This is a genomic window from Dyella sp. (genome assembly GCF_051954575.1).
In the GTDB taxonomy this organism is placed as follows: Bacteria; Pseudomonadota; Gammaproteobacteria; order Xanthomonadales; family Rhodanobacteraceae; genus Dyella_B.
This window is the reverse complement of record NZ_JBQCHP010000090.1, coordinates 40,540-52,400: the sequence shown is the minus strand read 5'-3', so window position 1 is coordinate 52,400 and position 11,861 is coordinate 40,540. Positions and strand designations below refer to the sequence as shown.

11 protein-coding genes and 1 other RNA gene are annotated in these 11,861 nt (G+C 58.4%); 3 read left to right on the top strand and 9 right to left on the bottom strand.

Annotation, left to right across the window (positions count from 1 at the left end):
• Positions 1-308: 308 nt before the first annotated feature.
• Together ACTHNE_RS12850 and ACTHNE_RS12845 are read right to left on the bottom strand one after the other, a co-directional pair.
• Positions 309-1,439, bottom strand: a complete 1,131-nt coding sequence (locus ACTHNE_RS12850; protein WP_440269448.1) for a beta family protein — start codon at positions 1,437-1,439, stop codon at positions 309-311.
• 2 nt (positions 1,440-1,441) lie between these two features.
• A complete protein-coding gene (locus ACTHNE_RS12845; RefSeq protein WP_440269447.1) occupies positions 1,442-2,680 on the bottom strand; it encodes an ImmA/IrrE family metallo-endopeptidase in 1,239 nt (412 codons plus the stop codon).
• A gap of 1,345 nt (positions 2,681-4,025) precedes the next feature.
• Here ACTHNE_RS12845 and ACTHNE_RS12840 point away from each other — a divergent pair.
• Positions 4,026-6,908 carry a TonB-dependent receptor domain-containing protein gene (locus tag ACTHNE_RS12840; protein WP_440269446.1) on the top strand — a complete coding sequence of 961 codons (2,883 nt, stop codon included), beginning with the start codon at positions 4,026-4,028 and terminating at the stop codon, positions 6,906-6,908.
• A 77-nt stretch (positions 6,909-6,985) separates the two neighbouring features.
• On the opposite strand, the gene ACTHNE_RS12835 is transcribed toward ACTHNE_RS12840, so the two are convergent.
• The 7 genes from ACTHNE_RS12835 to ACTHNE_RS12805 form a co-directional block, all read right to left on the bottom strand.
• Entirely contained in the window at positions 6,986-7,129 is a 144-nt protein-coding gene (locus tag ACTHNE_RS12835) for a hypothetical protein (RefSeq protein ID WP_324943693.1), read from the bottom strand.
• A 24-nt stretch (positions 7,130-7,153) separates the two neighbouring features.
• On the bottom strand, positions 7,154-7,795 hold the full coding sequence (gene rpiA / locus ACTHNE_RS12830; protein WP_324943696.1) for a ribose-5-phosphate isomerase RpiA: 642 nt from the start codon (positions 7,793-7,795) through the stop codon (positions 7,154-7,156).
• A 173-nt stretch (positions 7,796-7,968) separates the two neighbouring features.
• A complete protein-coding gene (locus ACTHNE_RS12825; RefSeq protein WP_440269445.1) occupies positions 7,969-8,421 on the bottom strand; it encodes an EVE domain-containing protein in 453 nt (150 codons plus the stop codon).
• On the bottom strand, positions 8,418-9,035 hold the full coding sequence (locus tag ACTHNE_RS12820) for a 5-formyltetrahydrofolate cyclo-ligase (RefSeq protein WP_440269444.1): 618 nt from the start codon (positions 9,033-9,035) through the stop codon (positions 8,418-8,420). The genes ACTHNE_RS12825 and ACTHNE_RS12820 overlap by 4 nt, the downstream gene beginning before the upstream one ends.
• A gap of 87 nt (positions 9,036-9,122) precedes the next feature.
• Positions 9,123-9,308, bottom strand: a non-coding RNA gene (gene ssrS / locus ACTHNE_RS12815) — 6S RNA.
• A 7-nt stretch (positions 9,309-9,315) separates the two neighbouring features.
• Entirely contained in the window at positions 9,316-9,651 is a 336-nt protein-coding gene (locus ACTHNE_RS12810; RefSeq protein WP_324944711.1) for a cell division protein ZapA, read from the bottom strand.
• Positions 9,644-9,868 (bottom strand): TIGR02449 family protein, encoded by a 225-nt coding sequence (locus ACTHNE_RS12805; RefSeq protein ID WP_324944730.1) that lies wholly within the window; start codon positions 9,866-9,868, stop codon positions 9,644-9,646. Before ACTHNE_RS12805 ends, ACTHNE_RS12810 begins: the two co-directional genes overlap by 8 nt.
• 100 nt (positions 9,869-9,968) lie before the next feature.
• On the opposite strand from ACTHNE_RS12805, the gene ACTHNE_RS12800 reads away from it, so the two are divergent.
• Both ACTHNE_RS12800 and ACTHNE_RS12795 read left to right on the top strand, forming a co-directional pair.
• Positions 9,969-10,532 carry a UPF0149 family protein gene (locus ACTHNE_RS12800; RefSeq protein ID WP_324944715.1) on the top strand — a complete coding sequence of 188 codons (564 nt, stop codon included), beginning with the start codon at positions 9,969-9,971 and terminating at the stop codon, positions 10,530-10,532.
• A complete protein-coding gene (locus ACTHNE_RS12795; protein ID WP_324944718.1) occupies positions 10,490-11,839 on the top strand; it encodes an aminopeptidase P N-terminal domain-containing protein in 1,350 nt (449 codons plus the stop codon). The genes ACTHNE_RS12800 and ACTHNE_RS12795 overlap by 43 nt, the downstream gene beginning before the upstream one ends.
• Positions 11,840-11,861: the final 22 nt, after the last annotated feature.

Sequence of the window (11,861 nt, the reverse complement as noted above, 5' to 3'; positions counted from 1 at the left end):
GGCCCACTCTGATGGATGGTCGGGCTGATGCTCGCGCACCATGCGCACGGCACGCTCGCGGACTTCTTTGGAATATTTTTGCTTCGTCATGGCTCCATCTTCTCAAGATTGGGAGCCTCCGATGAAGCCGGGGCGGTTCAGAGGGGCAAAGGGTGGCGGAGGGCGGCCGATTTAGGGCACCTGTTGCCTAACAAACTGGAGCCTGAATGTCGTGAGCTTTTTACCTTTGCCGTTTCAGTTTCAGAGCAAAGGAGCCGGAGTCACCCGACGCCTTTGCTTATGCACCCATAGACTGGCAGGCGTTGCCGTTAGAGCGTTACCGGCACTGCCCTCAGTGCGCGCTCGATTTCTGCGATTTCCAGAATGACCCAGGCTAGATGGTGACTGGTATCGAACATAATCCATTTGTTTGAGTTGCCGGGACCGACGTTCTTCTCGCGGATGGCTCGCCGGTAAAGTTCTGAATCTCCCCAGCTGAACGAAGGACCTTGGTAATGTTCAGAAGATGCAACGGTGTTTGCTAACCGATACATCTGGCTGCCGTCATCGTTCTTGACAGATTGGCCACGCGCAACGAAGAAGGCATTGCTGTAGGTGTAACGAATTTTGCCGTTGGTATGAGGGTTAGGAATGTCTGAACTTGTCGGTCCGCGGACCCCGTAGTCTCCATAGGCAATCGGGAGTGCAGGGTAGGCCGCGCGCAAGCGGCGCCACGCGGTCATTTCCTTCCGGATAACATCGCCTTGCGAGTTAGGTTGTTTCACCGCCAGATTGATAGTCGGCGGCATGGAGCAACCAATGAGCGAATAGAACCGATAACCATTCGGTCCAAGAAGATCTAGGACACGTCGCGCTTCGGCTTCGATTTGATCATCGGTCTTCCCCGTCACGTCTCCGAAGTCCAGCAGGACGCCAGTTTGGCTGGCTGTCAAACCGAGTTCCTGAAGCACTTCGTCCATCCGCTCAAGGAAATGCTCAGGGTCAGCAGCATCTTCGATGTCCGCCGTATCGAGGCGAACAGCCCAGGTTTCGAAGTCGTCTGCATTGAGCCCCTTGAGGGCCAGCCGATATGTTTCGTCTTCCCAGCGGTCTAGGCCGACGACTGGTACTACCTCGCGCTCGCGTTCCACAAGTGCATGTATGGCGAAGCTAACCGGGACTTCGCCAGTTTCTGTCAGTTCGGCAGGAAGCCACGAAAAGGTATCGACCATTACCGGCCCGGATGGAAAGGCATCACAGATGGAGTCAGCCACCCAGTTAAGGTACGCGCACATAGGCGTTTCGTCATTTTTGAAGCGCACCAGCTTACGTCGGCTTTCGGTGAAGCGACCAATTTCGAAGAGGGGCAAGGTGACGGCCCGCTGCTCCGCTTTCGAATGCTGTAATGCAGTGAACTCGCCGTCCTTGGCGTGAAAAAATGGGGTATAGGAGATGCGCATATTCAAACCTCTGCAACGGCAAGGGACGGGGAGAACAACGCTCGGACTTCATGCTGACCAACAAGGTCGCCCAACATCGTGTAGTTGCCCGTCTCCCTGCGAAGCCTGCCAGCGATAATTGCAGGATGAATGCGTAATTCATGGGATAGTTGCAACACGGTTTCCCGGCTTGGCGACTGATACGCCGGGCTCCTTTTCCAAATTAATCTGGGAATGAATGCTTCACGTGCAATACGATTGGCCTCTGCTTCGCGCCGGTCTTCCGAAGACGCATCGAGGTCATCCAAAAAAGCTTCATGCTCGTCCACGTGCTTCCATAGGTGGACCACTTCATGCAGCAGGGTGAACCAGAAATTATCAATACGGTCATGACGAAGCGTTAGCCCCACAATCGGAGTGCCATCGCTATCGCGCAGCGCAGCTCCGTCTAACTGCGTTCCTTTTAGGTGTTCTTCAATGACCACCACAATGCCGTGCTTATTTAGAAACTCCACTGCTAAAAGAGGCCCTCGCTCTGACCAACTCAGCTGAGCCAGTTCACGCAGAAACGAAGTGGAAAAAATGTCGTGGTTGTAGTGCGCGACTTTCTTTCTCAGGGTGCGGGCCTTCTGAACCACCCGGGCCAGCCATGCATAAAGTGAATAGCGTGTCGATGGTGATTGCGCCTCGCCCGATATAGTGCGGCGAAATGCTGCTGCTCCGAATTGTAGGCCGGCGTCCTGTATGAAATGCCGCACGGCATCCTCGGTGGAGACTGTCGACTTATTCATGAACTTTGTTAGCCAGCCGCGCCGATTCATCTCCTTGGCTGGAAATAACGACCAATCCAAGTCGTCTTTCTTGGGCTTGCTCGCCGCACCGATGCCGAGCAGCGTTTCAGCAGAAAGACCAAGACCAACTGCCAGTTCACGCATCATCGGCACTGTCAGCGGCCTTTTTCTATTGAGCACTTCAGAGACGCGGCTGCTTGTGCCGAAGTACTTAATTAGGTCGGCCTTTTTAAGGCCCCTCTCCGCCATCCGAAATAGGATGGCGTCGATGGGATCGGGTGGTTCTACAGGGTAGCGGCTGTTTTCGTAGGCCTCCACAAGAACAGACAGCACTTCTAACCGGTCGGCTTCGTGGCTTGATAGATCCGAGCCGCGGGCCATCAACGACATAATTTCGTGCAGGTACTGTCCGTATTGCTCCTGAGTTCGAATGATTTTGGGTGCTGGCAGGTTGTGATGGTGGGTTGTCATGCGTTTTCGCCCCAGCGGATTAGATGTGTAATGACGGCGATGCCCTGCGGGAACGCAATGCTAAGAACCACGGCTAAGCTCGACTCGGCGACTGGAAAGGTGAATAGGTTTGGGGAGTTCTCTAGAGCCCTCGGGAACTGGCGCCGGACGTCTGCGGCCTGCTTCCAAGTTGCGGCGCCGATTTCTGCCACCCAGCTCCGCGCCCAGGCGTGAGTGCTGGGCTGTTGACTCAGATTCATCAGAAAATGTTTACCGAGAAGGCGCAAAGTTCTTCCTCCCAATTTGGGTGGAAGTGTGAACCTCCCAAATGTGGAATTCAAGTGTATGAATGGTCGGCGACCAGGAATGTAGTTTCGAGTCTGCGGTCCTACAATTTGCGCCGGTATCTGGTTGCACCTTAGGCAAACTGCGTAGCATTTTGTGTAGTAAAAAATTTCTATAAGACAAAAAATATAACTAAATCAAATAGATAAATATGTTGTTGGAATCTTAGTCTCGGCCCGCCAATGGCGGGCCTTTGTGTGTCTGGCTGGGAGACTTCCCAGAAGCGAACCTCGTTGACTGAGCATGTCTCCTGCCTCGCCTTTCAGGCCATCGGCTAGGCCGATGTTTGCGACGGCATCCATGCCTTCGCAGTGACAAATTTGTCTGGAACAAATGTGGACCGCGCGCCGGCGCTGGCCCCCGGAGCGCGCAGCGCGGAGAGGTGAGCCCCATGGAACATCCTGGCCGCACGCACGGAGCGAACGGCCCGCAATCGTATGCGTGGAGGCCATGAAACCGTCCCATGGGAAGGCTGGCGTGTTCCTGCACTTGAAGCGCGCGCAGCCGGAACAGCGTATGGGCAAATTCGCGGGACTGAATCGAGTGCTATCTCCGTATCAATTGTCCATCCCCATTCGGGATTGGAACTTCCATGGAAGGTGGTCGCGAGAGAGATCGAATCTGCGTGGCGTTCGAAAGCACGTGAGCCGGTAGCCGATTCGAGCCTACGGGCGTGACTTCTCCATGTAATTGAAGAGGTCAACCTAGCTAAAACGGAAGATGCGAAGAAATCCCTACCTGCTTCTTCAAAAAAAATGGGCTCATTATTTGTAACCATAAAAAAGTGCATTTTGCGCGGACTTTTCCGCACTTTTATGACGTAAGCCATTTGCACAAGTTTTACATCTCTTGTAAACATGATGCAGTGCAAACCTGCTAGGGGACGCTTGCTGGCTTTGTACTAATTCAATCGCTGTTGTGAGCCTGCTTCGCATGAGGGGGCTGGACGTTTGCGGCGTGTCGGTTGCGGACTCGCCAGGGAAGGTGGTCGCGGAACACCTAAATAAGCAAGGGGAATTCAATGTTGAAGTCGAAACTTGCCGTAGCGGTCGTGGCTGCTTTGGCGTTCGGTTGTGCGAGTACTTATGCAGGTAACGTGCAAGCTGGTGATTCCACCAACGTGGCGCAGGATGCGCCGTCGACCAGTCAGTCCGCATCCGGCACATCGTCGGACGACACGAGCAAGAAAGTCAGGAAGCTGGAAACGGTCAGCGTCACCGGTTCGTTGATTCCGCAGACGCAGGTAGAAACCAGCAAGCCGATCATCACCATCACGGCCAAGCAGCTGAAGGACCGCGGCTTTACCAGCGTCGCCGATGCGTTGCAGGCCGGCACCTTCGCAACCGGCAGCGTGGTGGGGCCCAACTATTCGGGCGGCTTTACCCAGAGCGCAAAAACGCTCAGCTTCTTCGGCCTTGATCCGAGCTACACCAAGTACCTCATCGACGGCCTGCCAATGGGCGACTTCCCCGCGCTGTATAACGGCAGCGAAGCGTTCAACAACCTGGCCAGCATTCCGCTAGAGATGATCGACCACATCGACATTCTGCCGGGTGGCCAGTCGTCGATTTACGGTTCGGACGCGATCGCGGGCGTCGTCAACATCGTGCTCAAGAAGACGCTCGATGCGCCGGTCGTCGATGTGCGCTTTGGCTGGCATACGGGCGGCGGTGGTGCCGATCGGCGCGTCTATGCGGCCGACGGTTTTACCTGGGGCAAGCTCAACGTCGTCGCTGGCATCCAGTATGAAAGCATCGAGCCGATCTGGAATTTCGATCGCAGCCTGACTCGTCAGTACTTCACTCAGGGCACCTCGCCGGCGACGGCGTCGCGTGACTACCTTGTGCTGAGCGAAACGAAGCTGGCGAACGCCTACTACAGCCCCAACGACTTGAATCCAGGCGTTGGATGTTCGGCGGTCACCGGCCAGTTCGGCGGTACGGAACAGCTGCATAACCGTCGGGGTCGCGGCGAATACTGTGGTTCTCTGTATAGCCCGGGTTACGCCACCCAGGCCAACAAGCAGAACACCGTAAACTTCTATACGCACGCGACGTACGATCTGAACAGCAATGTGCAGTTCTACGAAACTTTGCTTTACACCTACGACCAGCAAAAGTATTCGCCAGGTGCCAACTTCCTGTTCTGGAACAGTCCCATTTTTTACGACCCCAAGCTGGATGATTACGTGCTGGCCCAGCACGCCTTCAGTCCGGAAGAGGCGGGCGGCTTCCAGCACATCATGAACAACAACGTCGAGAACTCGGTTTATTTGAGTTTGGGCGCAAAGGGTAACTTCGGCGAATCGAACTGGGGTTACGACGTTACCTTCAATCATTCCGAAGATCACTTGCAGGCGCGCGGCTTTCAGCGTTGGACCACTGCGATCAACAATTATTTCGGCAAGATCCTCGGCCCCAATCAGGGGCTTGATCCCTATGGCGGCGGTTTCCCAACTTACGAGCCGGACTATAAGGCCTTCTTTACGCCCATTTCGAGATCGGACTTCCGCAGTTTTACTGGCTTCACCGAGGCCTACTCCAAGACCTGGGACAACATGCTGCGTACCCAGGTGACCAATGCGTCACTGTTTTCCCTGCCTGGCGGTGACGCCGGTATTGCAGCAGTGATCGAAGGCGGCAACCAAGGTTGGAATTACTCGCCTGACGATCGCACCCTGAGTGGAGAAACGTACCAAGTGACCGATGTCGCGGGTGCGGGCCACCGCTCGCGCTATGCCGGCACCGTGGAATTCAATGCGCCGCTGTTCAAGATGCTTACGGCAGACGTGTCCGGTCGTTACGACGGCTATAACGTTGCGGGCGGCTCGATAGGTCATGCCACATACAACATCGGTCTGGAATTTCGCCCGTTTGGCGACCTGTTGTTGCTGCGCGGTTCGTACGGCACGGCTTTCAAAGCCCCGACCTTGCCGGATGAGTTCCAAGGTCCGAGTGGTTACTACAACAGCGTGACCGACTATTACAACTGCGCCAAGCTGGGATACACCGTCGGCAATATCGCCAACTGCCCTGGCCAGCTGAGCAGCGAGCAATTCTTTGGCCAGCAATCGGGAAATGCGAAGCTGCAACCGATCGTCGCCAAGACTTTCAGCTTGGGCTTCGTCTTGTCGCCATTCGAAGGTTTTAGCCTGAAGTCGGATTACTATCACTACAACATCCGCAACGAAGTCCAGGTGCAGAGCTTCGACTTCCTCGCCCAGACCGAAGCCAATTGCCGTTTGGGTGTTTTCGATGCCACTTCACCCAGCTGCCAGGAGGCCATGGCGAAGGTGATTCGTTCGGGCACGGCGCTTGGGCCGGGCCTACTGCCACCGATCACGCAGATCCTTACTCCGAAGGTCAACGTAGCGCGCGAGTATTTGAATGCGCTGCTCACCGAGGTCGATTACGTCCACGACATCGGTGCCTACGGCAGTATCAGCATGAAGACGTCCTGGAGCGACATCCTCACGCACAGACAGCAATTGCTGCCGGGCGATCCCTTCATCAACCTGCTGCGTTCGCCTTATTACAGTACGGAGTTCAAGAGCAGGGTTGATGGCTCGATCGGCTGGCTGTCGCCCACGCAAGCCTGGGGTGTAACGGTCTACGGTATTCGCGATGGCGCTTCGCCGAATTATCTGGCCACCATCGCCAATAACTACACCACTCCGGGTACGGGCACCTTGCCGCCGTGGATTCGCTACAACATTACGGCCAGCTACAGCCCCATCAAGAATTTGGCGATCACCTTCGAGATCGACAACGTCTTCAACAAGATGCCGCCGCTCGACCGCAGCTATCCCGGCACGGAAGGGGCGCCGTTCAACTCGTTGAACTACGACGTGAACGGTCGTGAGTTCCTTATCGAAGCGACGTACAAGTTCTCCAATAACAAGTAAGCTGAAATACACGCATGACGAAAAAGCCCCGCACATTCGGCGGGGCTTTTTTTATGGCGTGGCGCTATGGTGCTGGCTCAGTGCGCCGCCCAATACAAATAAGCAAGCGCTGCCGCCGTAGCCGCCAGCTTCAATGGCCATGGCAGCATGCGCATTACCTGATAAATGCCGGCGCGTTCCACATTGCGCGCGATATCGCGCGTCACATCATCTTTCTTCACTGCCTGCGTTCCTTAACGGTGCGGTTACATCACTTTATCGCCGATCAACACCACGTCTGCCGGACGCCGCGCGAACAAACCAACAGTGACGATACCGGGAATCTGGTTGAGCTCGGTTTCCAACGCAACAGGGTCGGCGATCTGCCAGCCATGCACGTCGATCACCCAGTTGCCATTGTCGGTGACGACGCCGTCGCGCCACACGGGGTTGCCGCCGCGCTTGACGATTTCGCGGCCGACCAGGCTGCGGGCCATGGGGATGACTTCGATCGGCAGCGGGAATTTGCCCAGCAGGTTGACGCGCTTGCTGGCATCGATGATGCATACGAATTTCTGCGCGGCCTCGGCAATGATTTTCTCGCGGGTGAGCGCGGCGCCGCCGCCCTTGATCAGGCGTTTGTGCGGATCGCATTCGTCGGCGCCGTCGACGTACAGCGCAAGCGGGCCGGTGGCGTTGAGGTCGAACACGGGGATGCCGTGTTTTTTCAGTTGCGCGGTGGATTGCTCGGAACTGGAGACAGCGCCCTGGATGCGATCCTTGATGTGCGCCAGCGCATCGATGAAGTAGGCGACGGTGGAGCCAGTGCCGACGCCGACGATGGCGCCGTCTTCGACATATTTGATCGCGGCTTCGCCGGCTAGGCGCTTTTCTTCATTGTTGCTCATGCGGGTGTCCTAAGAGGCCGAGGCGCAAATGATCGATGATTTGGAGGCTGCGTGCACCTTGCAGCGCTGCACGGTGGTACATGCTTTTATGCAAGTTGCGCGGGCTGGCTTTCTCGCTAGATTGACCCCTCACCCCAACCCTCTCCCCGGAGGGGAGAGGGGGCAGTCGAGAGTCACTCCAGACCGAGAATGTATTTCCACTCTGCCGTATCCACCGGCATCACCGACAGCCGATTGCCTTTGCGCAGCAGCGTCATGCCGGCGATCTTCGGGTGGTTCTTTAGTTCGTCCAGCGTGATCACGCGCGCGAGCTTCTTCACGAACTTTACGTCCACCAGCATCCAGCGCGGATTGTCGCGTGAGCTGCCCGGATCAAAATACTTGCTCTTGGGATCGAACTGGCTGGGATCGGGATAGGCATCGCTGGCCACTTCTGCCAAGCCAGCGATACCGGGCTCGGCGCAATTGGAGTGATAGAAGAACACGCCGTCGCCCACGCGCATGTCGTCGCGCATGAAATTTCGCGCCTGGTAATTGCGCACGCCATCCCACGCCTCGCGTTTCTTGCGCTTGAGGTCGTCGATGGAAAAGGTGTCCGGCTCGGATTTCATCAGCCAGTACTTCATGCGCTCACGTCTCCTGGCGTATTGGCACGGCAATCGATAAGTTCGCGATCGGTGGCGATGAAGTCCAGCGGCACGTCCCAGCGCTCGGGAGCGATTTCCGGCAATTCCTGGAAATCGTAGGCAATGCCCACCAGCAGCGGCTCGGTCGGGCGCAGATGGTCCCTCAGGAAGGCGAAGCTGCGGTCGTAGTAGCCGCCGCCGTAGCCCAGGCGGTTGCCCTGGCGGTCGAACGCGAGCAGGGGGACGAACACCAGGTCGAGCTGGAACGGGGCGAACCATTCGCGCGGCGTCACCGGTTCGGGAATGCCGAACCGGTTGGGTTGCACCGGGTCACCAGCCGACCACGGCGCGAAGCGCAGCAGGTTGTCCTGGCCGATCAGGGGTAGCAGGAACTGCTGGCCACGCGTGGCCAGCGGCGGAATCACCAGGTTCAGCGGCAGCTCGCCGTCGCAGGCCCAGTAGCCGGCGACACGCTGGTCCGTGTGATATTCGGGCAGCAACTCCAGGCTGCGCCGCAGGCCCTGGGCGGCGGCGATGCGCTGGGGAGGGGTGAGGGCGCGGCGGCGATCGGCCAGGCGCTGGCGTAGTTCACGACGTCGTGCGGCGGTATTCACGTCGCGCGTCTCCTCAGGATGGGCGACTTTTCCAGCGCCCCGTTGCCCCTAGGCCGCGCTGGGCGGCCTACGGGCTGGGAATGGGTGGCGTTAACCGCGATGCCGCTGCTCACCAAACGACCTTGATCCAATGGGATCAGGTGGGAGGGAGATTAAGGCCTCGAGGCTTTCCGCACATGGCGGACATGCGCAACAGCCTTAAGTAACCGTCCCGGGTCGTATATAGGAACAAGGCAATATGTAAGAGTGTGCTGGCGCACACCGCAGAAAACGCCGAGGACTATTTTAGTTGCGCATCCAGTGCAGCTTCAAGCTTGCGACGCAATGCCGCCAAGCCTTCCACAACATCAGGTTCAGCCGCGCTGTGATTTGGCGTGTTGGCACGCTTTTGCAATTGCAGGTATTCGTGCGTGATGCTGATCGCCGCCAGCACCGCCAGACGGTCGAAGCCCGGCGTCTTGGCATGCGTGCGCAGCTCGCGCATCTTGCGATCGAGAAAGCTCGCCGCCTCCAGCAGGCCGTCGCGTTCTTCCGGTGGGCAGGCGATGAGGAATTCGCGATCGATCAGCCGCAGCGAAACCGGCTCGTTGATGGGCGTGCTGATGACGTCAGCCATTGTTCTCGAGCGCCTTGAGTCGTTGGATCATGGCTTCAACCCGGCTCCGTGCCTGTTCATTGCGCGCCAGCAAGTTTGCGCGTTCGCTCGCCAGTTGTTCCTGGCTGTGACGCAGACTGCGATTTTCTTCGCTCAACCGGTGCACGTAATCGAGCAAGCGATCAAGCTGCTGATTCAAGGCGGCTAGTTCGTGCTGGGCGGCGTCGGGTGTCTTCATGCGCCAAACTATATCAGGACCTCGGACGAAATCTGCCAGCCGATCGCCCATGTACACCGCTGCATTAAACTTGCCCCGGAAAGGTTTAACGGAGACCGCGATGACCGCCCCCGAGCCCATCGGTTTTGACGAATTGGACGACGTCGTCGTGCACCTGCGATTGTCCATTCCCGCCAGTGAGTTACATGGTTCTTTGTGCGGCTTCCTGGCTGCCAGCGGCAGGCCGGGCAAGCAGTCGGTGCTGAACGCGCTGCATCTCGAAGCCGGCAGCGACAGCGTATCGGCGAAGGACCAGAACGTGCTGGATCAACTGGCTAGCCAGAGCGAGCAGGAGCTGGGCGACCCGGAACTTGGTTTCGAGCCGCTGCTGCCGGCGGACGATCGCCCCTTGCCGGAACGCGCCGACGCCCTGGTGGACTGGTGCCGCGGCTTTCTTGGCGGCTTCGGCCTGGGCGGGCCGGACGCGCACCAGCGGCTTTCCGACGAAGGCAAGGAAATTCTGGGTGACCTTGGCGCGATTGCCTCCTCAACGCTCGATTTCGGTAGCGAGGATGAAGACGAAGACGCCTTGATTGAAGTGCACGAATTCGTACGCATGGGCGCCATGCTGGTGTTCACCGAATGCCACCTGCCCAACCAGTCGTCCAGCGGCACCTTGCATTGAATATTGCGCCTGAAGAATTTGCGCGGCGGCGCCGCCAGTTGATGAAGATGGCCGGGGAAGACGCGGTGGTGCTGATCGCCGCCGCGCCCGAGCGCATGCGCAACGCCGACGCCGCGTGGCCGTATCGCCAGGATTCGGATTTCCATTACCTCAGCGGTTTTCCCGAGCCCGATGCCGTGCTCGCACTGCTGCCGGGCCGCCAGCACGGCGAAATGGTGCTGTTCTGCCGCGAGCGCGATCCGGAACGCGAGCGCTGGCATGGCGAGTTCACCGGTACCGAGCGGGCTGTGTCCGGCTATGGCATGGACGATGCGTTCCCCATCGAGGACATCGACGACATCCTGCCGGGCATGATCGAAGGGCGCGGGCGCGTCTACTGCCATTTCGGGCGGGAGCCGCAGTTCGATGCGCAATTGCTGGGCTGGATGCGCCGCTTGCGGCAATTGCGCGGCGGCGGCGTGGTGCCGAAGGAATTCGTCGCGCTCGGCCATCTGCTGCACGATCTGCGCCTGTACAAATCGCGCGCGGAAATGAAGGTGATGCGCGCCTCGGCCGCCGTCGCCGCCGAAGCGCACGTGGCGGCGATGGCGATGGCGCGCGCCGGCCGGCACGAATACGAAGTGGAAGCGGAGCTCTTGCGCGTCATGCGCAGCCATGGCGCGGTGCCGGCGTTTCCGCCGATCGTCGCCGGCGGCGTGAATGCGTGCACCATGCACTACCAGGCCAATCGTGCACCATTGAAACAGGGCGATCTGCTGCTGATCGATGCCGGTGCCGAAGTGGAATGCTACGCCTCCGACATCAGTCGCAGTTTTCCGGTCGACGGGCGCTTCAGCCGCGAACAGCGCGCGCTGTACGAGATCGTGCTGACCGCGCAGCAAGCCGCCATCGATGAAGTGCAGCCGGGCCGCTCCTACAGCACCGCGCACGATGTGGCGGTGCACGTGATCACCGAAGGCCTGTGCGCGCTCGGTTTGCTCAAGACCGATCCGGCCGACGCCATCGCACATGCCAGCTACAAGCGTTTCTTTCCGGCCAAGACCAGTCATTGGCTGGGTCTGGATGTGCATGACGTGGGCGATTACCGCGTCGATGGTGAACCGCGCATGCTGGAACCAGGCATGGTGTTGACGGTGGAGCCCGGCATCTACATTGCGCCGGACGACTTGTCGGTGCCCGAAGCGTGGCGCGGCATCGGCATCCGCATCGAAGACGACGTGGCGGTGACGCGCGATGGGAACGAGGTGTTGACGGCAGAGGTACCGAAGTTGCCGGAAGAACTCGAGGCGTTGCTGGCTGCGCGGTGATGCCTGGTCTCGCTCGTCATTC